This is a genomic window from Acetobacter indonesiensis (assembly GCF_000963945.1).
Lineage (GTDB): Bacteria > Pseudomonadota > Alphaproteobacteria > Acetobacterales > Acetobacteraceae > Acetobacter > Acetobacter indonesiensis.
On the sequence record NZ_BAMW01000019.1, the window covers coordinates 1 to 21067 of the forward strand.

General features: G+C 52.0%; 20 protein-coding genes. 14 read left to right on the plus strand and 6 right to left on the minus strand.

Annotated features, from left to right (window positions below):
• The first annotated feature begins 403 nt into the window (after window positions 1-403).
• The 4 genes from Abin_RS06700 (at window position 404) to Abin_RS06715 (ending at window position 4536) form a co-directional block, all read left to right on the plus strand.
• A complete protein-coding gene (locus tag Abin_RS06700) occupies window positions 404-1315 on the plus strand; it encodes a LysR family transcriptional regulator (protein ID WP_048845596.1) in 912 nt (303 codons plus the stop codon).
• 108 nt (window positions 1316-1423) lie between these two features.
• Window positions 1424-2206, plus strand: a complete 783-nt coding sequence (locus Abin_RS06705; RefSeq protein WP_048845597.1) for a class I SAM-dependent methyltransferase — start codon at window positions 1424-1426, stop codon at window positions 2204-2206.
• 17 nt (window positions 2207-2223) lie between these two features.
• Window positions 2224-2970, plus strand: coding sequence for an SDR family oxidoreductase (locus Abin_RS06710; RefSeq protein ID WP_048845598.1), 747 nt, complete (start codon window positions 2224-2226; stop codon window positions 2968-2970).
• A gap of 444 nt (window positions 2971-3414) precedes the next feature.
• Window positions 3415-4536 carry an MFS transporter gene (locus tag Abin_RS06715; RefSeq protein WP_174766872.1) on the plus strand — a complete coding sequence of 374 codons (1122 nt, stop codon included), beginning with the start codon at window positions 3415-3417 and terminating at the stop codon, window positions 4534-4536.
• A 117-nt stretch (window positions 4537-4653) separates the two neighbouring features.
• On the opposite strand, the gene Abin_RS06720 is transcribed toward Abin_RS06715, so the two are convergent.
• Entirely contained in the window at window positions 4654-5769 is a 1116-nt protein-coding gene (locus tag Abin_RS06720; RefSeq protein ID WP_143217198.1) for a PilN domain-containing protein, read from the minus strand.
• Window positions 5770-6021: 252 nt separating this feature from the next.
• Between Abin_RS06720 and Abin_RS06725 the strand changes: the two genes are divergently transcribed.
• The gene (locus Abin_RS06725; RefSeq protein ID WP_255319421.1) at window positions 6022-7425 is read left to right on the plus strand and encodes a cytochrome-c peroxidase; all 1404 of its coding nucleotides are present in this window, start codon (window positions 6022-6024) and stop codon (window positions 7423-7425) included.
• A 40-nt stretch (window positions 7426-7465) separates the two neighbouring features.
• Here Abin_RS06725 and gspG read toward each other — a convergent pair whose 3' ends face one another.
• Window positions 7466-7918 (minus strand): type II secretion system major pseudopilin GspG, encoded by a 453-nt coding sequence (gene gspG, locus Abin_RS06730; RefSeq protein WP_048845601.1) that lies wholly within the window; start codon window positions 7916-7918, stop codon window positions 7466-7468.
• Window positions 7919-7986: 68 nt separating this feature from the next.
• Here gspG and Abin_RS06735 point away from each other — a divergent pair, with 68 nt between their 5' ends.
• Entirely contained in the window at window positions 7987-8430 is a 444-nt protein-coding gene (locus tag Abin_RS06735; RefSeq protein ID WP_255319422.1) for a lytic transglycosylase domain-containing protein, read from the plus strand.
• A gap of 119 nt (window positions 8431-8549) precedes the next feature.
• Here Abin_RS06735 and Abin_RS06740 read toward each other — a convergent pair whose 3' ends face one another.
• The 4 genes from Abin_RS06740 to Abin_RS06755 form a co-directional block, all read right to left on the minus strand.
• The gene (locus tag Abin_RS06740; RefSeq protein WP_048845602.1) at window positions 8550-9431 is read right to left on the minus strand and encodes a type II secretion system protein GspK; all 882 of its coding nucleotides are present in this window, start codon (window positions 9429-9431) and stop codon (window positions 8550-8552) included.
• A 22-nt stretch (window positions 9432-9453) separates the two neighbouring features.
• Window positions 9454-11754: a type II secretion system secretin GspD gene (gspD, locus tag Abin_RS06745; RefSeq protein WP_048845603.1), complete on the minus strand. Its 2301-nt coding sequence runs from the start codon at window positions 11752-11754 to the stop codon at window positions 9454-9456.
• Window positions 11755-11759: 5 nt separating this feature from the next.
• Entirely contained in the window at window positions 11760-12365 is a 606-nt protein-coding gene (gene gspM, locus Abin_RS06750) for a type II secretion system protein GspM (RefSeq protein WP_048845604.1), read from the minus strand.
• A gap of 214 nt (window positions 12366-12579) precedes the next feature.
• Entirely contained in the window at window positions 12580-13365 is a 786-nt protein-coding gene (locus tag Abin_RS06755) for a prepilin peptidase (protein WP_048845605.1), read from the minus strand.
• 41 nt (window positions 13366-13406) lie between these two features.
• Between Abin_RS06755 and Abin_RS06760 the strand changes: the two genes are divergently transcribed.
• From Abin_RS06760 to Abin_RS06795, 8 genes are all read left to right on the plus strand, one after another.
• Window positions 13407-15176 (plus strand): GspE/PulE family protein, encoded by a 1770-nt coding sequence (locus Abin_RS06760; protein WP_048845606.1) that lies wholly within the window; start codon window positions 13407-13409, stop codon window positions 15174-15176.
• Complete coding sequence (locus tag Abin_RS06765) at window positions 15173-16414, plus strand: type II secretion system F family protein (RefSeq protein WP_084593512.1); 1242 nt, start codon at window positions 15173-15175, stop codon at window positions 16412-16414. The genes Abin_RS06760 and Abin_RS06765 overlap by 4 nt, the downstream gene beginning before the upstream one ends.
• Window positions 16398-16829: a pilus assembly FimT family protein gene (locus tag Abin_RS06770; RefSeq protein WP_084593513.1), complete on the plus strand. Its 432-nt coding sequence runs from the start codon at window positions 16398-16400 to the stop codon at window positions 16827-16829. The genes Abin_RS06765 and Abin_RS06770 overlap by 17 nt, the downstream gene beginning before the upstream one ends.
• Window positions 16822-17214: a prepilin-type N-terminal cleavage/methylation domain-containing protein gene (locus Abin_RS06775; protein ID WP_048845609.1), complete on the plus strand. Its 393-nt coding sequence runs from the start codon at window positions 16822-16824 to the stop codon at window positions 17212-17214. Before Abin_RS06770 ends, Abin_RS06775 begins: the two co-directional genes overlap by 8 nt.
• 11 nt (window positions 17215-17225) lie before the next feature.
• Complete coding sequence (locus tag Abin_RS06780; RefSeq protein ID WP_158319894.1) at window positions 17226-17822, plus strand: prepilin-type N-terminal cleavage/methylation domain-containing protein; 597 nt, start codon at window positions 17226-17228, stop codon at window positions 17820-17822.
• Entirely contained in the window at window positions 17812-18261 is a 450-nt protein-coding gene (locus Abin_RS06785; RefSeq protein ID WP_048845611.1) for a hypothetical protein, read from the plus strand. Before Abin_RS06780 ends, Abin_RS06785 begins: the two co-directional genes overlap by 11 nt.
• A gap of 375 nt (window positions 18262-18636) precedes the next feature.
• Window positions 18637-20292, plus strand: coding sequence for a phospholipase C (locus tag Abin_RS06790; protein ID WP_052948180.1), 1656 nt, complete (start codon window positions 18637-18639; stop codon window positions 20290-20292).
• Between the two features lie 538 nt (window positions 20293-20830).
• Window positions 20831-21067, plus strand: a 237-nt coding sequence (locus Abin_RS06795; protein WP_048845613.1) for a hypothetical protein, incomplete at its 3' end; no start/stop codon positions are given.

Here is a 21067-nt window from a genome sequence, read left to right on the forward strand (position 1 = left end):
GCTCAGCGTTGATTTGCCAATCCCCAGATCCGCCGCAACCCGTGTCCTGAACAAACGCTGCTAAGTGCGATCCTGACCGCCTCACGGCAAAACTCTTCTGTCTGCTTCAATGCAATGGTCCCATGCCCTTCCTGTTGAATGCTGTAAACGCTCAATCAACCAGCACAAAACCGTTACAAGTCCAATGCCTTCGATTGATCTATGGGCAGTTTTTCCCGCAGGCCGGATGATGACCGCCAAAGCGCGCCAGTTTGCCGCTTTTGTAGAAAGAGTAATGCAAACGTCAGGTGGTCCGGTGTCGTAACACTTAGAAGGTTCCAGTTTTAATGCAAAGTCTCTCTCTCGACGAGGAAAGGAGCGTTGCCTAAAATAATAGACGCATGGTGATGAAGAGGGCTCATATATGTCTCGCGAGAATTTGAATGACCTGATCGCGTTTCTGGCTGTGGCGCGTGAGAAAAGCTTTACCCGGGCCGCAGCAAAGCTGGGTGTTTCGCAGTCGGCATTGAGCCATACGGTCCGTCTATTGGAAGAGCGTCTAGGTCTTCGCTTGCTAACACGCACGACGCGTAGCGTAACTCCGACAAATGCCGGCTACTATCTTATTCGCAATATCGGTCCGCATTTTGATCAGATTGAGACGCAATTAGCCTCGTTAGGACAGTTGCGGGATGAGCCTAGCGGTACAATCCGCATCACTGCGACGGATGATGTTATTGCCTATATTCTACGCCCCAAAATTGAAAAGTTTATCAAAAAATACCCAGACGTGAAAATTGAAATTAACGCCGACCTGAAACTTGTAGATATTGTAGCCGAGCGTTTTGATGCTGGTGTCAGGTTGGGAGAGCAGGTTACAAAAGAGATGACCTCTGTTCCGCTAACACCGGATATTCGGTTTGTCGTGGTAGGAACAAAGTCTTATTTCAGAAAACATCCCAAACCAAAAGCGCCGCATGATCTTCTCAAGCATCAATGCATCACGATGCGCCTGCCAACTTATGGTGGTATTTATGCGTGGGAGTTTGAAAAAAATGGCCGTGATCTTAAAGTTCGTGTTGACGGTCCTCTTATATTCAACAGTGTTTTTTCCGCACGCGATGCATGTCTGGATGGACTGGGACTTGCGCATATGCCTGAAATCGTTGCGGAGAAATATATTGCCGACGGGCGCTTAGTAAAAGTTCTTGAGGAATGGTGTCCATACTGGACAGGATATCATCTCTGTTTCCCTCATCATCATCAAAATACGATGCCTTTTTCGCTATTTGTTGATGAAATGCGTCATGAAGCGGAAAAATTTTCGCATTCATGAGTAAAATCGAAGATTGTATGCATGATTAGGGGGCTAATCATGCAATCTGTAAGGCTCTATATAGCCCAATCTGGATCCTGAACTGGATCAAAAGTGTAAGGGTACGTCATGAAAACACTTTGTTCTCTTGTCTGCGCAGTTTCTGTGATGATGTCAGGAACGGCTTTTGCTGCCCCAACGCTGGATCAGGCAGTTCATTCCTCGACACGTGATGCCCGTTTCGTTGCTCGCGATCCGATCCGACATCCTCTTGAAGAGTTGCAGTTTTTTGGTTTGCGTCCAGATGCAAATGTTATCGAAATCTGGCCCGGTGGTGGCTACTGGACACAGATACTTGGTCCATATTTGAACGAAAAAGGGACATATACTTTAGCTTTTGGTTTGGAAGATAAAAGCGGTTCAGCTTTCGGCAAAATGCTTGATACGCATCCCGAACTTAAAGGGATGTTCAGAACAACGAAGTTTGATGGACAGCACCTCAATTTTGCCCCTCCTGACAGCGCTGATTTTGTTCTGACGTTCCGCAATCTTCATAACTGGATGGAAGCTGGAAACGCACCGGAAATGCTTGCCGCTATCCATCGGGTTCTGAAATCTGGCGGTATATTTGGTGTCGAAGACCATCGCGGTCAGACAACCGCTCCGCAGGATCCGCGGGCCGAGGATGGATACGTTCGTCAGTCTTATGCAGTCTCGCTGATTGAAAAAGCCGGCTTTAAACTGGTTGGTTCATCAGAAATCAACGCCAATCCGCGTGATACGGCTAACTGGCCGAAGGGTGTATGGACACTGCCTCCAACCTTCGCCTTGGGGGACAAGGATCGCGCCAAATATGCTGCGATTGGTGAGGGGGATAACTTTGTCCTCAAGTTTAAAAAAATCGACCGTTAAGAATACGGAGAATACACATGACGAATAATGTTGCGAACAAAATCGTTGTTATTACGGGTGCCAGCAGTGGTCTGGGGGCGGAAGCAGCGCGGCATCTGGCAGCACTGGGTGCGACTGTCGTTCTGGGGGCACGACGTGAAGACCGGATCAAAGCACTTGCTGAAAAGATTACGTCCGAGGGCAGTAAGGCTTTGGCGGTTGAAACGGATGTTACAGACCGTGCATCAGTTCAGAACCTTATTGATACTGCGGTCAAGACCTATGGTCGGATTGATGTATTACTCAATAATGCGGGTGTGATGCCTCTCTCACCCCTTGAGAACCTTCGTGTTGATGAGTGGGATCTGATGGTTGACGTCAATATCAAAGGCGTTCTGTATGGCATTGCAGCCGCTCTCCCTCACATGAAAGCCCAGAAGAGCGGTCAGATTATCAATGTATCTTCTGTCGCGGGTCATCATGTTTTCCAAAATAGTGCCGTTTATTCCGCTACAAAATTTGCCGTTCGTGCGTTGTCTGAGGGGTTAAGGGCCGAAGTAAAGCCTTATAACCTGCGAACCACGATTATCTCACCGGGGGCAGTTCAGTCAGAACTACTCAATGGTGTGCATGATGAAGCAACAGCAGAGCAACTTCAGAGTTTTGTTCCCGGCATAGCCATCAGTGCTGATTCCTTCGCGCGGTGTGTCGCTTTTGCGATTAGCCAGCCTGAAGATGTGGATATTAATGAAATCCTATTCCGTCCCACAAAACAGCAGCTCTAATTTGCTTACTTTGTAAGGCGTTATTGTAACGAGCCATGTCTTTTTTAGGCATGGCTTTTTTTATGACGATATGAAAAATCATTATAATTAAACCTATTAAATAAAAATGGCTTCTCGAACATGCAGTAAGCAAGATCATTATGAAATATATCATTCATGAAAATTATTCATGATCATGCTCGTTTTATAGGGGCTAGTCTGGATGTTTTTTCTTCCCTATGTCCTGTCATGAATCTTCTCTGACACCATGCGCAAGGTCGATAAGCGTCGCAAAACAGCATTACAGCGTCATTCTGCCTACAGATTTTACGCATGGTTTCAAAAATACCTAACGATCATGGGTAATCTTAATATCGAGGCATGATGGATACTATCTCTCAATCAGTTTCTGAACCGAATAAAACTTTTGATAAGCAGGAAGGATCTTGGGGCGCGGTGCTCGCCATGTCTCTGGGGGCTTTTGCTCTTGTTGCGTCCGAATTTATGCCGGTGAGTCTTCTGACACCCATTGCTGCCAATCTTCACATCAGCGAAGGGCAGGCAGGGCAGGCTATCTCGGTTTCCGGGGCATTTGCGGTTTTGACGAGCCTCTTTATTTCGTCACTCACCAAGGGGATAAATCGCAAAACACTCCTGTTATCCCTTATTGGAATGATGATTATTTCAGGAACAGTTGTTTCTCTGGCACCTACTTACATTATCTTCATGCTCGGCCGGGCGATGATTGGTGTTGTAATCGGCGGTTTTTGGTCAATGTCCGCTGCAACGGCAATGCGCCTTGTCGAAGACCACCATGTTCCACGCGCGCTTGCTATTCTGAATGGTGGCAACGCACTTGCCACGGTTATAGCCGCCCCTGCGGGCAGCTTTCTTGGCGGTTTGATTGGTTGGCGAGGCGCGTTTTTCTGCGTGGTGCCGGTGGCTGTCATTGTGTTCGTCTGGCAGCTCATCAGTCTTCCCTCAATGCCTAGTGAACGTAATCGACAGTCTGCCAGTGTATTTGCACTGCTGACTCGGCCAATTGTGAGAGTGGGGATGATTGCGGTCAGCCTCTTTTTCATGGGGCAGTTCACGCTCTTTACTTATGTTAGGCCTTTTCTTGAAGATGTCGCTCATGTTGATGTGCGCACATTGTCCTTGATCCTGTTATTGATGGGTATTTCCGGTTTTGTTGGCACGGTGCTGATTGGCTCTGCGCTGAAGAAGAGTGTCTATCCTGTTCTGATTAGTATTCCCCTTCTGATGGCACTTCTGGCTTTCGGCCTTCTTGTGCTGGGAAAATGGATTATCGTTTCTGCCGTAATACTGACCATATGGGGCCTGTTTGCAACATCTGCTCCCGTAGGATGGTGGAGTTGGCTAGCGCGGACGCTGCCCCGTGATGCGGAGGCTGGAGGCGGTCTCATGGTTGCCGTCGTCCAGTTTGCGATCACATTGGGGGCGACCTGCGGGGGGATATTGTTTGACGGGATTGGGTATCAAGCGACTTTTGCCGCGAGCGCAGTCGTCCTTTTAGTTGCAGCATGGTTGGCTTTCGCAACGATGCGTTTAGCTCATTCACGATAATCTAGCAGAGATGTGTCAGAATAGATAGCGCGGCTGACGGCGTACATGCCGCGCATAAAAATACTGAATGGGGTGAGTTTATAGTGGATCTGTTTGCAAAGAGGCTAACTGCCGAGTTTATTTAGGGGTGTCTATTGACGCTTGGTTTGAATATATGCCGTGGAGCGTAAAGCTTTCTCCTCTTCCATCGGGAAGACGTAAAAGGGGACCGACAAATTTCGGATCATTGATTGCTTTATCGTGTTCAAGCTGACCGATCAGGCGGGCGGCCTCTTTTGACTGACCTTCCAGCATGACCTGACCGTCTTTAAGAGAAAGAGATTCCAAAAAAGTCGTATCCGACAGTGCATGTGTCAGGTTGGCGAGGAGCGTCAACGGCGACCCGACACGTTGAACTTCTCGGTTCAGAAAGTTACTGCTGCTGGTTAGCGCATCAATACGGCTGCGAAGTGTCTCGGCAACCACACGAGAAGGCTGAAGGTCTTCAAGCTGGCCTGTAATTTGATGGCTTTTTATGGATTGCCAGATAAACGGTGCACTCAACAAAAGCCCAAGAAAAAGGAAGATGATCGCCAGAGTTCTGGCTGAATTTTGCCTGTGCTCACCATGAGTTGCGAGTGGTAAGCAGGCTGCGGAACTATCGGCCTGGTTTGCAAAGCTGACAGGGATTAATCCAGCCGCATGGAAAGCATCTAACCAGGGAGCCAGAGGGGGGCTTGGCGTCACGCTCAGCAGAAACTCAGCGTCGGTCTGTTGGTTTGAGGGAAGCGGGGTAAGGCCCCATAAAATATCTTCAGGTGGAAAAGGGACAATCCGATCCATCTGATAGCTGACAAGCGAGGCAGCTTCTGCTGCGGCTGTGGTTGGTAGCCTGACCATGCGCTGCAAAATGGGCAAATCAGGTTCAATAACGCGAATAAAAAGAGATTTTTTTTTGGTATGACGCCAACCTGCGAATAAAGGGCGACGGATAGCGCAGAGGTTGGCCAGATGCGCCATGCCCTCTACGGTGGCAGGAACGGATTGAGGGTGATCATCGGAAGATAAGGGGAGTAAGTTTAGACTTTGTGTGTCCCTGACTATAACCACAGTCGGAAGAGCATAGCGACTTTGAAGATTACGAAAAATCGCCCATAAGCGGGCTGGAAGATAACGGTAAGCCGCTTTTCGCAGAACTTGCGTATTTTGCTCAAGCCACCAGCTCATAAAAACACTACGGGAGAGGGTGCTCAAGATTGTCTCACTGACATGACTGAATAACGTGTTCGTAATTGTCCTGCTGTCCTGCAAAACGTAGCAAAGATTTTAGCATGTGATTGCTCGCAGGGCAGGCTATAACGTGTGACAGTTTTAAGACAGATTTTCATAACAGTCTATCTAATCAGTTTTTCATCAAACAATCATAATTATGAGAAGAGGTTGATGGTAAGCAGCCCCGACTCTCGTAAGGCCGGGTCCGAACGCTCCAGGAGAAGGTTCTCATTCGTGCGCTCTTTTAAGCTGTTTCAATCAACCTTTCTGGCGACAGGATGTGCCGCGTTGCTCGCTTTCGGGCTAACCGGATCTGCAAATGCGCAGGTAGCAAATGCCAACGCCTGTAATCCCGCTGCGGATGGAAGCAACCCATGTCCGCATAAGCTGCATCTGCACACGCAACAGCCTTTGTCCACCATGGCAACCGTCGGTAAGGCCATGTTTTTTGATCCGGCTTTATCCGGCTCCGGAAAACTTTCGTGCGCGTCTTGCCATGTGCCCAGCCTACATTACGGGCCAGCAGGGAATACACCTGTTTTCATGGGCGGTGTTACAGGAGACCGGGAGGGGCGGCGTGAAATTCCAAGCCTGACGTATTTGGAGCGTCAGCCACCATTCAGTATTGGCCCGGATGATGCAGTAGCAGACGATGTTGCCCCGACCATTGCCGTGCCGGTTACCGGCGGGGCGCACGCTGCCAAAAGTGCGTCCAACACAGCGAGTTCGGCCACTAATCTGGTGCCTCAAGGCGGTCTGTTTCTGGATGGTCGGGCTGATACCCTGCATCAGCAGGCCAGTGGCCCGATGTTTGATCCGGATGAAATGGCCGGGGTGCCAGAAAAAGTGACGGCCCGGCTACAAACGGCCGATTATGCGGCTCCGTTACGTGATCTTGCCGGTGTTCGTGGCCGGAAGTCGTCAGATTTTCTGCTGTCAGAAGGTCTGTTCGCTCTGGCCCGTTATCAGATTGAAGACCAGAAATTTCATTCATATTCAAGCAAGTTTGACGCATGGCTACAGGGAAAAGCCCGTTTTTCACCTATTGAGCGCCAAGGGTATCTGTTGTTCAACGACCCGAAAAAGGGAAACTGCGCAGCCTGCCACGTCGATACAGTGCGTGGAGACGGCTTGCTGCCGCTTTTTACAGATCATCAATATGAAGCCCTTGCGGCCCCCCGGAACCCAGCGCTTACGCATACACATGATGCGTCTTATTATGATCTGGGTGTATGTGATCAGAAGCCGGAAGGGCGCAAGGAGTTGGCTCCTTATTGTGGAATGTTTGCCACGCCAACCTTACGTAACGTAGCCACGCGCCAAACATTTTTTCACAATGGCATTTTTCATAGCCTTGAAGATGTAATGGATTTTTATGTTTTGCGGGATATTGAGCCTGAACGGTTTTATCCGAAAGGTGCAGATGGCAAAGTGCAGGCCTATAATGATATTCCTGCCGCGTATCAGAATAATATTGATAAAACAGATGCACCTTTTGACCGGAAACCCGGAGATTCACCTGCTTTGAATAAAGCGGAACGCAATGCCATTATTGCCTTTCTGAAAACACTGACAGATGGCTGGACGGGTGATGCTGGGCCAACTGATGCGTCTATGTCGCCTCAGAAAAATCCTTGAAGGCAAATCACGCCCGAACGTTTATCGGGCGTAATTCTCTTCACGGATTGCAGATTGCGCCAGACTGACCGGGGCTGGTCGTGCCAGTTCCGCGTGCCCCGGCTGAGCAGAGATCATAATCATGCCCATCACGCGATGAAGGCGCTTGATAAGTATAGGGATGGTTCCACGGGTCTTTTGGCTCGTTCACATCTTTCAGATACGGGCCATTCCAGTTTTGTGCATCTGCCGGTTTATGGATGAGTGCTGCAAGACCTTCTTCCGTTGTCGGATAGGTGCCGACGTCAAGTTTATAAAGATCAAGCACAGAGCCAAGGCGAGAGATAGATTGTTTGGCTACGGAAACACGCGCACCACCAAGCTGACGCAGCGCAGCAGGGGCGACAAGGCCGATCAGCAACGCCAGAATGGCCAGCACGACCAAAATTTCCAGCAAAGTGAAGCCGGATTGTGGATCGTTCTCGACAGAAGAAAGAGAGCGGGGGTTTGTCATAAAATCCTCACAGGACTTGTGCGAAGGACCGGCGCATTATAATGCGCCGCCCGGAATTGATAAAAGGGATGAGCAAAAAACAGCCCGTTCTGATCAGGAATACGATGCCTATCCCACTTCTTGCCTGCATGGTTGCCAGTGCAATTCGATACGATATTCCAGTCCGCGTTCTTCCTGTAATCCAGAAAGTGGAAGGCGGCGTTGCAGGCATGGTGCGTCGGAACACGGACGGTAGTTCTGATTTGGGCTTGATGCAGATAAACACACGTTGGGTGCAACCTTTGGCGCAGGTCAGTCATTTGCCAGCGGTGCAGACTGCTGCTCGGCTGGTTTCTGATTCCTGCTTTAATGTTGCAGCGTCCGCGCTTATTCTGCGTACGTATATCAATGAGGCTCATGGTGATCTTATGCAGGCCATAGGCTATTATCATTCCCACACGCCATCATTGAATGCGGCTTACAGGCAGAAGGTGCTTAGCACCGCTATGTCAATGTTTCCCGCCAGACAGTGACGTATCGACAAGCTCTAATGCCCGCTCCGTGAGGTTTCAACCAGCAGCGGGTACGAAACAGAAGAGTTCATCAAACTGTCTTTATTCCCGATGTCAGTGTTGCTCTCTCTCTGGGCTAATTACATCTGATCCAGACGAATTGTTTCAAGCGAGAGAAACGCAAAAGGGATACTGTGGCCCAGTTGCGGGGCCACAACAGCTTGGCGGCTCAGGTTATATCCGCCACTTCGTGTGACGCGGGCTGTGACAATCAAAGTCCGATCTGTCCAGTTTGTCGTTGTATCTTCCACAGCAGGGGGAGGAATGCTTCCTCCTTGAATGAGCAAAAACCCTGCATGTTGTGGCTGCATATGGTCAAAAACAGCACGCAGAAATGGATCGCGCGACTGGGGAGACGGAAGGTCTTTTTGCGTAAAAGAGAGATGTGAAGACAGTGTATGCAAAAGGGGCTGTGTCATGCCGGGTATTTCAGACATTTCATCCAACGTTCGTATCGGATGTCCCGGTGGCCTGCATGCCCCCAATGTAGCAAGCAGACTGGTGGTAGCCTGTCGGCTTGCCTGTTGCGTGAGGGAGGGGGGCGTACGCCACAGCACGACCATGCGGGCCAGTGTTTGCGCTGCTGCCGTTTGCAATCCGGCTGTCTGAAACACGGCGTTCAGCAGGCCAGGCGGCGCAATATTAGGATTAATTTTTGCTGTTTCTATTTGTATGCGTACAGAAGCGCTTAGGTCTGATTCTGTAATGGTATGAAAAACACCATCGGCAGCCCAATGCGCGCTGCCTTCTGCGAGCAGATGATACAGGGCAGTCTGGATAGCAGCATCGGCTTGCGCCTGTGCTGTGGCAAGAAGTGTTTCCGCCGTATCCTGTTCAGTCGTTGCTTTGCTGCCAACTAGAAGCGCAGTTCCAATCAGACTGAGTGTAACCAACGTCCACAGCACAAGCAGCAAGGCAAACCCCTGTTCATTACGCGGACCATGCTGGGGGGGGCTGCGCATGCCGCAGGTGATTCAGGCAGACTTAGTCATGTAGGCCAACAGCTTTCCATATCCGTTGTTGCGGATCAGCGGAGCCTGTCTGAGGGGTGCGTGCCAGTTCTGGTGCCAGTGCAGCTGATTGGGAAAGGTTGCGGCGGAGGTCTTCCGTCATGGCGCGGGCATCGTTCTGACTGCGGATGACGTGCGGTGTAATGAGTACCAACAGTTCCGTACGTTCGCGCAGGTTGGTCTGTTGGCTGCCGAGCATTCCCAGGATGGGAATATCTTTCAGCCACGGAAGCCCCTGATTGCCGCGTGATGCGTTGTCAGTAATCAGACCAGCAAGCCCCACCGTCTGTCCATCCTCGATTGCTACGCGGGAGCTCACTTGTCTTTGGGAGAATGTGGGGCTGTTGATACTGGAAGACCCTGTGCTTGTGGTAGAAGATGAAACGGAACTGACCTGCTGGGAAATATCAAGCGTGACCAGTCCGGTGTTGCTTACATGCGGGGTTACCTGAAGGATAACGCCGGTCGGCTGATAGTTGATGGAATTGGTAATAGTGGAGTTGGAGGTCACAACGCTTGTCGTTGCTCCCGTCAGATAGGGCACCAGATTACCCACCATCAGAGAAGCAGGTTGGTTATCTACCACCATAATCTGCGGAGAAGACAGAACGCGTACTTTGGTAACGCTTTGCAGGGCGTTGATGACAAACGGTGCACCACCCTGTCCGCTGCCACCCAGTACGAAGCCTGGGAAACTGGATGAAAGCTGGGAGGAAACCAGATTGGCAGAGCCGAGGCTTTGTGTCGCGTTGCTTAGAATGCCATTGATACCACCAGACTTGAAGAAAAACTGTGTTCCATACTGTAGTGAGTCATTCAGGGTCACTTCAGCAACGGTTGCATCCACCATAACCTGAAGCGGCATAATATCGATTTTATGTAGCATAGCCGTAATGGTTTCGGTTTCAGCCCGTGTGCCATACACTAACAGCGAGTTGTTTTGCAGGTCCGGAATAATGCGAATGTGAGAGCTATTTTCACTGTTTTCGCTCATATTGCCTAAACCACCCAGCAGCGGATTATTGCTTATTCCATCGCTCTGGTTGCTGTTCTGGCTTTGCCCACCAGTGCTGTTCAGGTTGCTCCCAAAAGCATTGGAGCTGGAATCCCCAGAACTGTTGCCTGATGTCAGGGAGCCTGACTGTCCTGATCCCAGACTGGAAGAGCTCGACATACTGCCAAAACCAGACGAACTGTTATTACTGCTGGAAGTCATGCCTGTCTGTTGTTTGGGCGTAGGTGTCGGGGTTGCGGTTACGTGGTCGGGGGTGAAGGCTTGCTGGAGCACATAAGCAACGTCATTTGCGCGGCCATTCTGAAGATAAAATGCGCTCCAGTTCCGCACGGTCTGTTTTCGACCGGCTTCAATGACAGAAAAAGCCCGGCGGGCGTCTTCAATCAGGCGGGGCTGACGGGCTGTGACCAGAATTGAATCAATGCTTGGCATGGGGAACAGGCGGATAGCCTCGCTCCCGGTGGCATCACTGCTGGTGCGGCGCACACCTAAGGCATTTTTCAGTGCCTGACTGAGTTCACTGACTGTGCCTGTCGTGGCGGGCAGCAGCAGGTAGGATTGTCCTGCCAATGTATCGGTATCAAAGGTGTGGATCAGTTCAGTCAGGGTTTCCCGCGTTGCCGGGTCACCCGACAGAATGATAGTATTGCTGTCCGGGTCTGCGGCAACATGGCCACCGCCCTGCACAACGGGCTGGATAAGTTTTGCGATACTGGCGGCGTTTGTATAACGCAGGGGAATGGCCGTTGTACTCATGGCTGAACCCGCGCCCGAACCGGGGCCTCCCCCACCGGAAGAAAGGGAAACAACCCGGTAAAGCCCGCTTTGTGTTACCAGCGTAGCGTTAGCCCCGGCCAGTAGCACTCGTAGAGTAGGAAGAAGCTGATCACGCCGCAAAGGCTGCGCCGTGTGCAGTGTTGCGGTCCCTTGCACGGAGGGGTCAATCACGTAATTGACGTGCAAGATGCCTCCCAGAATTTGTTCGGTTACGGCATGAATATCCGTGCCTGCAAAATTAAGGGAAATATCTCCGCCTCCGCTTGCATTAATCGTGGATAGGCTGCCGCGCGAGCCGCTGCCCATACGCGCGAAAATCTGCCCGTTTGCCGGCAGTGGAGCAACTGCTCCATCCTCCCGCACTGTTGCGCGGATGTCATGCTCTGGCACCGGTAAGGGGGCCAGTTCCGGGGCTTTCTGGGCGCAGCCAGCGATAGAGATCAGGAGGGAGGCGGCGCTGAAGCGACGGAGAAAATGCGGCATGATCCTCAGGGTGTCGGAGCGGTTTGAGCGGGCGGGCCGAGGTCGGCTCTAAATCCCGTAATGGAAAGAGTTGCGTCTATGGCGCTGCTGTGTCCGCGCGTGGCGTCGGTAACGGTGCGTGCGTGCTGGATTTCCAGATCTTTAATCAGCAGGCGAGGCTCTGCGTGGTCAAGATCATCAAGCAGCGCCACAAATGCATCCCAGTTGCTGGTCAAGGCAATGCGGATGCCTATGGCGCGGAAATGTCCCATAGCGTGCGGTGGTACGGTTTCCTGACTGGAGATTTCAATCTGGTGACGGGTAGCCAGCATTTGAACGGTCTGGACAAGGTTGGCGGCAGTTTCAGAATCACTTTGGCCTGCCAGTAGAAAACGCGTGCTGGCAGCCGAGGTCTGGTGTTCCTGATAGCGCCGCTTGAGGTCAGGAATCTGGCGTATCAATTGTTCTGTATGGTTAAGAAGCGTACGCTTTTCTTCAAGCGCTGTCGCACGGCTTTGATAAAGCGAAAGCAGTGAAAGGCCTGTAAGGGTAAAACAGCCAAGACCAGCGATAGTCACGCTACAGGCAAGAACCTGCCCGGTCAGACCTGTTGGAAGACGAATATCTGTCACGCGCTACGCTTGTCAGACATGGTTATGCCTGCCGGGTGAGAAAAAAGAGACAACAGAAGGCTCATGGCGTGCTCATGCCTTGCGCGCAGCAACAGGAAAACCGTGAGGGTGCTTACCACCGCCTTCTTCCTGATGGCGAGAAGGAAGTTGTGACAGTTTGATGAAACGTACTACGCAGGCCGTATGCTGATCTGTTCGCCCGGAAGCGGTTCTCTTATAACCAGCCCCAAGCGTGCTGCATCAGGCGCGTTATCCAGAGTGACAGAGCCAGACACGGGCCGAATGGCAGCATCATTCGGGCGTGAAGGTGTCGGCCCCGCGCCGCCAGAATGAGGGCAAGGATGAAACCGCAGACGGATGCTCCGAGCAGAACTATGGGGAGTGCCTCAACTCCGACCCATGCTCCGCCTGCGGCAAGAAGCTTTGCATCTCCTCCACCCAATCCGGGTCGTCCTCGCACTGCTTTATATACGGCGGACACCATGGTGAGTAGCATCCAGCCCGCCAGCGCGCCGGCCACACGGCTTTCGAGCGATGGTCCATCGGGGATCATACACCCTTCAATAAGGCCGCAAAGCAACAGGGGCAGCGTTAGGGCGTCTGGTAGTAAGAATGTTTCAAGATCAATCCAGCTTAGTGTCAGCAGTGCCCACCCCAGAAGGACAGTCCCCCCTATAAACGGACTGTTCGGAGAGGCCACAGCAAGAGCCAGCGCGGCTATGACCGTCGCAGCGAGTTCAATGGCAGGATGAAATGGGTCAACACGTGCCCCGCAGGAGCGACAGCGCCCGCGCTGAAAAATGTAGCTGAGCAAAGGAATAAGCTCGGCCGGGCCAAGGGTCTGGTGGCATGTTTCGCAGTGCGAGCGATCCATACCAACCGTTTCACCACGAGGCAGCCGACGAATAAGCACACCCAGAAAGCTGCCAATAAACGGTGCGATGACCAGAAGAAGGAAGCGCATAGGGTGTGTTGTGCCGTAGGATTTGTCAGCCTGCAAGCATCGTATCTGTATAGAGATCAGAAAAAAGTCTGCACAGTATGAGCTTTTCCATTCTTCCGGCTCCAGAAACGCGCGCGCAGGCAGAACGCCGGTTGGCAGACGCTTTGTTACAGGCAGGCACATGTGATGCAGCTGTTCTGGAGCGGGCAAGGCGCGTTGCTACTGAAAACAGACAGGCGCTGGCAACCATTCTTCTTCAACTCGGTTTGGTGAGTGAAGCTGCACTGGCTGCTGCCTATGCTATGCTGACAGGTCGGCCGGTTGTGTCTGCGGCTGCACTGGCTACGCTGGAAGACCCCGTCCTGCCGGATAATCTTGCAGCCCCGTTTCTCCGGCAGTCTTCTGCAGTGCCTTTACCGTGTGAAGACGGCGTATTGCCGCTGGCCATGACTGACCCGTTGGACGAATTTGTTGTGCAGGCAGTCTCGTTAGCTGTCGCTCTGCCAGTACGCCCGCTAGCGGCTTTGCCGGTTGATATCGAGGCAGCTTTGAGCCGTCTTTACCCGGAAACCGTGGAGGCAGATACGACGGACACCGAACAGGGCGGCACGGAGGGGGACCCATTAGAAGAAGACGCAGACCGTCTTAAGGATCTGGCGAGTGAGGCGCCGGTTATCCGGTTGGTGAATCAGATTATCTTTCGGGCTGTCGAGACGCATGCCTCTGATATTCATTTTGAACCATTTGAAGACCGGTTGGGACTGCGGTTCAGATATGACGGTGTCTTGCATGAAATGGACAGTCAGCCAGCACGGCTGATTGCTGCCGTTATCTCACGCATAAAAATTATGGCGCGTCTGGATATCGCTGAACGCCGCCTACCGCAGGATGGCCGTATCAAACTAGCTGTGCGGGGACGTTCCGTCGATTTTCGTGTCTCCACCATCCCTGCGCTGCATGGGGAATCTGTGGTGATGCGTGTGTTGGATCGGGGTTCTGTAAAGTTTGAGTATGGCCGTCTGGGGCTTTCCCCTGCGGTTACAGCGCAATTTCGCGCAGCGTTGGAGGAGCCGAACGGCATTGTGCTGGTTACCGGCCCAACGGGCAGCGGTAAAACCACCACGCTTTATACAGGCCTGGCCCAACTCAATGTGACCGAACGAAAGGTGGTGACAATTGAAGACCCGATTGAATATCAGCTTGCTGGTATCAATCAGATTCAGATCCGCCCGCAAATTGGTCTGACCTTTGCGACACTTTTGCGCGCTATTCTACGGCAAGACCCCGATGTGATCATGGTAGGGGAAATCCGTGATTTGGAAACGGCTCAGATAGCGGCGCAGGCTGCGTTAACCGGTCATCTTGTGCTTTCTACATTACACACCAACTCAGCCGCCGCGGCCATTACCCGCCTGCGGGATATGGGGTTGGAGGATTATCTGCAAACAGCCGTTCTGCGTGGTGTTCTGGCCCAGCGTTTGGTACGGCGGCTGTGCCATAGCTGCCGGGCACCGATGCAACTGGATACAAGTATTGCCCAACGTCTCGGTATTCCTCCCGATCAAGCGGGATCGCTTTGGCAAGCGGTAGGGTGTCCAGAATGTCGGCACACAGGATATCGGGGACGCGTGGCGATTGCGGAATACCTTGTTCCGTCTCCGGCGATTGTTCGGTTGATACTTGCACGAGCGGACCATACGGCCATTGAGCGTCAGGCCGCGCAGGAGGGAATGAAAACTCTTTTTCAGGCCGGGATAGATGCCGCCTGCGAGGGAGAAACGACGGTTGAAGAGGTCATGAGGATTATCCGCGCCGAAAACGAGAATTCGTCGGAAGCGGCTTTTATTCACGGAGCATCCGACGGGTGAGTCTCACATGGCATTATAGTGCGCTGACCGCAGACGGGCAGATACAGCGCGGCCAGGCGCAGGGGCCGGATGAGGCCCATGTAGTTGCGGGATTACGGCGCAATGGTCTGACACCTGTCCGCGTTATGCCTCAGTCTGAACGCAGTGCTCTGGGTGGTTTGCACGTCTCATTTTCTCTACAGCACGCGGGCCTGAAGCGAACACAGGTTACAGATATAACACGTGAACTGGCTTTGATGCTGGGTGCAGGATTGGATCTGGACCGAGCATTGCGCTTTCTGATTGAGACGCTGCCTGAAACGGGCAGGGCAGGCAGCCGCGCCTGCAAGGTGCTGGTAGAATTACGCGACGCCATGCGGAACGGCGGGTCTTTTGCTTCTGCTCTGTCTACTCGGGCCGATTGCTTCACACCGCTCTATATCAATCTGGTTAAAGCGGGTGAGGCTGGTGGTGCGTTAGGCGAGGCACTCGACCGTCTGGCAACGTTAATGGAGCGGGAACGCAAGCTTACAACCTCAATTCAGTCTTCCCTGATTTATCCGGCCATTCTGGTGGTGGCCTCCATTGGCTCAGTCGTTCTGTTGCTGACGGGCGTTCTCCCTCAGTTCGTCCCGTTGTTTGCAGAAGCAGGGGCTCAGCTTCCCCTTCTAACGCGGCTTGTGATTGCCGCCGGGGATTTTCTGACTCACTGGGGGCTTGTCCTGCTTCTTGGGAGTGTGGCGGCCGTCTTTGTGCTGCGTGCTCTGCTGGCACAGCCTGCGTTCCGTCTCAGGTTTGATCAGACCCTGCTTCGCCTTCCGGTGACGGGATCGCTTGCGCGGGATGTTATGGCAGCACGGTTAACACGCACACTTGGCACGCTTCTGCAAAATGGCGTCTCTTTGCTTGGTGCCTTAAAAATAAGTGAGGACGTTATTGGCAACCGGGCCGGGGCGCAGGCTGTGGCGGAAGCTGCTGCCGTGGCGCGAGAAGGGGGCGGCCTGTCCCGCCCGCTTGAAACGTCCGGTCTGTTTCCTCCTCGGGCTATTCATCTGATGCGTTTGGGGGAAGAAACGGCACAGCTTGGCCCTTTGTGTCTGCGTGCGGCTGAACTGCATGAAGAGGCTGTGCGGGTCGGGTTACAACGTCTGGTCGCCCTGCTTGTGCCCACGATTACTGTTGTTATGGGCGCAGTGGTGGCTGGCATTGTTTCTGCTCTGTTGTTAGCCATGCTGGGGCTGAATGACCTTGCGCATTAAAAGAGAGCAGGGTTTTACATTGTTGGAGATGATAATTGTTCTGGCGCTTGCCGGACTTTTTCTTTCCTTAATGCTGGAGCGCGGGCCAGTTCACAGTACACTCGCGTCTTTTCTTCAGGCACGCGAGCGTGTGTTGTCTACTCTGCGTAATGCCCGTCTGGACGCCATGACAAAAGGGGTCTCAATCACTGTTCGGCCTGATATGGCCCACGCTCAACTTCTGGAGCTATCAGGAAAAATAATTGTCAGGCAGGTTTCTTTGCCAAAAGAAGCTGTGCTTGTGGCTCCCGTGCCTATCGTTTTTCAGCCCAATGGTCTCGGCTCTGCAGTCTCGTGGGTTCTGCATGTGGGCGCGCGTACTTTCAACGTGTCCATAAGTCCTCTGACAGGGAGGATCATGACCCGTGATGCGTAAACATTATCGCATTGTGGAAAGAGGGTTTACCCTGCTGGAGGTTATTGTGGCCATCGCCATAGCTGGAGCAGGTCTGGCTGTGCTGGCGGTGATTCTTGGGGGAGCTCTGGACGGTACTGCCCGGTCAGGTTCGCGCGAAGAAGGACTGTCGCGTGCCCGCTCCCGACTGGATGGCGCACTGGTGCTTGAGCGCCCCGTCATCGGGCGACAGGAGGGGACAGATCAGGACGGGTATCGCTGGATAATGGAAACCCGTCAGATTGCTAAACTTCCCTCAAACGGGCTGCCTTTGGCGTTTTATGCGGTTGATGTTGAAGTGCTTTGGGGAAGCGGTGCCCGCGTTCATCTTACCGGACGGCGGTTTGGTCCGCCTGTTGCCCCATGAAAAATCAAATAATGCAACGCCCCAATTTCCGCAAAAACAACAGAGCACAAGCCGGGTTCACTCTTCTGGAAATGTTGGTGGTCACGGTGCTTCTTGGGCTTTTATTCCTGATGTTGTCGGGGGGCGTTACATTCGGGTTACGTGGCTGGGCAAGGCAACATGCTGAACAGGACAGACTTACGGATCGCTCTGAAACCGATGCTTCTCTTCGTAAGCTGCTAGGCTCTGTAACCTCAGATGCAGGAGGCGTAACAGGCGCTGAAGATCGGTTAGCCCTGGCGACACTCATTCGACTGGCTGATGGTAAAGAGCATGAAGTCAATATTGGTTTGGGTGTTGACCGTAAGAAGCAGCTTATTCTGCGTTGGCAGCGCTATAGTCGCCCAGGCTGCGCTTCGGAGGGGAAGCCAACCGAGGAAGTTCTTGCGAAATCAATATCCGCCTTGCATGTGCGATACTGGGGCGGGTCTCCGGCAGAATGGCATACGACATGGAGTGGAAATGCACCTCTCCTGTTTGGGGTGCGTGTCATTCCTGTCCATGGTGCACCATGGACAGAGATCATAATCAAACCGTTGAGAGCAGATGGAGCCGCTGATGGGCCTTAATTACATGGCATCAATTATGGTGGCGATGGGAGTTTTTCTGGTTTTTCCCGCTGTCGGCTCTCCCGTGCAGCCCTCTTCTTCCCATGCGGTCGGGGACGTGAAGTCAGACGATACTGTAAAAACAGTTCTGGCCCGCCCGTTGTTTGCGCCAGACCGGCGTCCTGATATTTCGACTAGTCAGCCAGAGTTGCTGCCCGTTTTGACTGGTATTGTTCATTATAATGGGGCGGATGGCGCTTTGTTTCGTGTACCAGGTATTCCGGCAGGACGTTTAGTGCGGAAAGGGGACATAGTGGGCGGTTGGACGGTCACGGCTGTTACCCGTGAGGCGGTGACGATGGAGCGTGCAGGGCAGCAGGTTATTCAACGGCCTGACTTCCAACACCATGTGGACTCTTCTGGAGTAGATAGTCCTTCTGCGGCAGGAAATGGTGAATAAGTTGCACCAGCAAGAACATGGTATATAAATAATTAAACCTATTTAATATATAATAAAATTTAATAACATCATCAGGGCTATGAGCCGAAGTTTTTCTCATACTTTCGATACTGGTGGTTAATTTTAAGAATGGTTCTTATCTTTGCGGAGGAATTGTTCCGTTGTCATAAGTTCTTCATGAAACAGTCACACATCAACTTGAAAACAAAGGCTATTGAGCAGGTGGTTTAGCAATTATGTGCTCTGCTAAAGGGGCGCGCAGGTGTCAGTGTTCAAGCCGGCTCTTCCGTTGGGTGCCGGTATTTTCATGATGCAGCGTGCCTTTGGTGCAAGCGGTCAAATACGAAAGGTGACCTAACCGTGTTCGCCAGGCCTATGAAAGTCGCATTGTCGGCTCTTCTCTCGCTGTCTATCTCCCTGCCCGTAATGAGCGATGCTGCCGGTCTCCGTGCATCCCGGTCCGTGCATTTGCCAGCATCGAGCTTCGCTACGAAAACGCCCATCAAGCATCTGGTGGTTATTTATCAGGAAAATATTTCGTTCGATCATTATTTTGCGACCTATCCCAAGGCCACAAACCCGAGCGGAGAACCAAGCTTTACGGCAGCCGCTGGCACACCGCAGGTCAATAACCTGCTGAACGCCAATCTGTTGGAGCAAAACCCCAACAGCAGCAGCGCAAATGGCAGTGCTGCTGCTCTTCCTTTCCGTCTTGACCGGACGCAGGCTGCTACGGCTGATCAGAACCACGCCTACACACCAGAACAGCGCGCAACCGATAACGGCGCAATGGATCTGTTCCCCAAATATACGGGGCGTGGCACATCTGGTGGTGTTGGCGCTTTTGGTACTGCCGGTCAGGTTCTGGGTTATTATGACGGGAATACTGTCACCGCATACTGGAATTATGCCCAGCATTTTGCCATGAGCGATAATAACTACACGGACACATATGGTCCATCTACACCCGGCGCACTGGAAGTAGTCAGCGGCCAGACAAACGGTGTGCAGTCTATTGTCGGTTCCAAAACGTCTTCTTCCATCATTGCGGATGGTCAGGGCGGCTACACGATGATTAATGACGTGGACCCGGCGTATGACGTCTGCTCCTCTAAATCAAACGCGGTATTGCTGAACGCGAAGAATATTGGTGATCTGCTCAACACGAAAAACATCCCTTGGGGTGGCTTCATGGGCGGGTTTGACCTGACGACAGCCAACAGCGATGGCACGACAGGTTGTCAGCGTCGCACCTATTCAGATGTCGTGTCTGAAGATGTGACGGATTACATTCCGCACCATAACTGGTTCCAGTATTTTGCAACGACTTCCAACCCGGAACATACCCGTCCGTCGTCTATGGCGGCTGTTGGCTACAGCACGGTTGCAAATTCTTCTACAGTTGAACCTGCCAACCATCAGTATGATCTGAACGACTTTTATACCGCACTGAAGTCCGGTAATTTCCCGGCAGTATCTTATATTAAAATGCCGGCTTATCAGGACGGCCACGCCGGATATTCTGACCCGCTGGACGAACAGGCTGGTGTTGTAAAGCTGGTAAACTTCATTCAGCAGCAACCAGAATGGAGCAGCACGGCTGTCATTATCGCTTATGATGACTCTGACGGTTGGTATGACCATCAATATGTAGCCCCTCAGCACGGCTCTTTTGACGCCACTGCAGATCAGGTTAACGGCAGCGGTGTGTGCGGCACAACAGGTAGCCAGCCTCTGGGTGTCAGCGGTCAGCCGGTCAACGGGCGTTGCGGTCCGGGCACACGTCTGCCCTTCATCGTCATTTCTCCGTATGCCAAGGTAAACTCTGTAAGCCATACACTTTCAACAGAATCTTCAGTGGTACGCTTTATTGAAGATAACTGGCTGAATGGTGCGCGCCTGGGCGGTGGGTCTTTTGATGAAACGTCTGGCAGCATTGAAGATCTGTTCGACTTTACCCATCAACGGTCTGGCCAGCTTCTGCTTGACCCTGCAACGGGTAGCGTGCTGACCGATACCATCAGCAATTAAAGAAGTTTTTCGGGTGTAGCTTAAAAAATATTAAAGGCAGCATCCTTTATTTTAGATTTGTTTTGGCAATCGGCACGTTTTCTGTGCCGATTGCTTTATTTTATCTGGAGCATGAAAACACCTCTTTCAGGCTTTCAGCGCTATCTTTGTTTCATAAAGACGTCATGGAAACGTCACACCATTCAGCCTCAAATCCTTTTAGAAGTTCCCGCAGAAAATATGCCTTTTGTGGGATGGTGACGGTTTAAGTGCTTCTGACGACGTCATCTGCTCTCATAACATAAAGAGTTTTTAATGGTTACAAGATTTTCCTTTGTTGGTAGTGGCGTCTTTTTTCAGTTTCATGAAAAGAAAATCGTTCCTTTTCATGAAAAAATTTCAATAAATCTAATGAAAAATGCAAAGTTTCAAAAATACGAAAACGCAGAATTTTATATGTCTCCCGTGTAAACCACTCCTCTGAATACACCGAACACACTTCGCCCCTTTTTCTCCTTGCGCCTCTCATGGCTCGCACCTGGTATCGAAAGAAAAGAGCATGGATAACGTTAATTCAGGTTCCACACAGACGGACGCAGATACCACCACTCAGTCCAGCTCTGTTGTAAGCAACGGAGAAACCCTTGAGATTTCTGCCGGTGTCAGTTCGTCTGCTATTACTGTCACCAGCGGTGGTGTTGTGTCTGTTTCCGGCACGCTGTCAGGGGCGAGCGTGTCTGGCGGTGAGGTTGACGTGTATTCTGGCGGCACGGTTTCTGCGGCCAGTGTGAGCGAT

Excerpts from the sequence above, each read along its gene's own strand:
- Abin_RS06700 (WP_048845596.1), top strand. The coding sequence starts at position 404 with ATGTCTCGCGAGAATTTGAATGACCTGATCGCGTTTCTGGCTGTGGCG.
- Abin_RS06705 (WP_048845597.1), top strand. The coding sequence starts at position 1,424 with ATGAAAACACTTTGTTCTCTTGTCTGCGCAGTTTCTGTGATGATGTCA.
- Abin_RS06710 (WP_048845598.1), top strand. The coding sequence starts at position 2,224 with ATGACGAATAATGTTGCGAACAAAATCGTTGTTATTACGGGTGCCAGC.
- Abin_RS06715 (WP_174766872.1), top strand. The coding sequence starts at position 3,415 with ATGTCTCTGGGGGCTTTTGCTCTTGTTGCGTCCGAATTTATGCCGGTG.
- gspG (WP_048845601.1), bottom strand. The coding sequence starts at position 7,918 with ATGACAAACCCCCGCTCTCTTTCTTCTGTCGAGAACGATCCACAATCC.
- Abin_RS06735 (WP_255319422.1), top strand. The coding sequence starts at position 7,987 with ATGAGCAAAAAACAGCCCGTTCTGATCAGGAATACGATGCCTATCCCA.
- Abin_RS06740 (WP_048845602.1), bottom strand. The coding sequence starts at position 9,431 with ATGCGCAGCCCCCCCCAGCATGGTCCGCGTAATGAACAGGGGTTTGCC.
- gspD (WP_048845603.1), bottom strand. The coding sequence starts at position 11,754 with ATGCCGCATTTTCTCCGTCGCTTCAGCGCCGCCTCCCTCCTGATCTCT.
- Abin_RS06760 (WP_048845606.1), top strand. The coding sequence starts at position 13,407 with ATGAGCTTTTCCATTCTTCCGGCTCCAGAAACGCGCGCGCAGGCAGAA.
- Abin_RS06770 (WP_084593513.1), top strand. The coding sequence starts at position 16,398 with ATGACCTTGCGCATTAAAAGAGAGCAGGGTTTTACATTGTTGGAGATG.
- Abin_RS06775 (WP_048845609.1), top strand. The coding sequence starts at position 16,822 with ATGCGTAAACATTATCGCATTGTGGAAAGAGGGTTTACCCTGCTGGAG.
- Abin_RS06780 (WP_158319894.1), top strand. The coding sequence starts at position 17,226 with ATGCAACGCCCCAATTTCCGCAAAAACAACAGAGCACAAGCCGGGTTC.
- Abin_RS06785 (WP_048845611.1), top strand. The coding sequence starts at position 17,812 with ATGGGCCTTAATTACATGGCATCAATTATGGTGGCGATGGGAGTTTTT.
- Abin_RS06790 (WP_052948180.1), top strand. The coding sequence starts at position 18,637 with ATGAAAGTCGCATTGTCGGCTCTTCTCTCGCTGTCTATCTCCCTGCCC.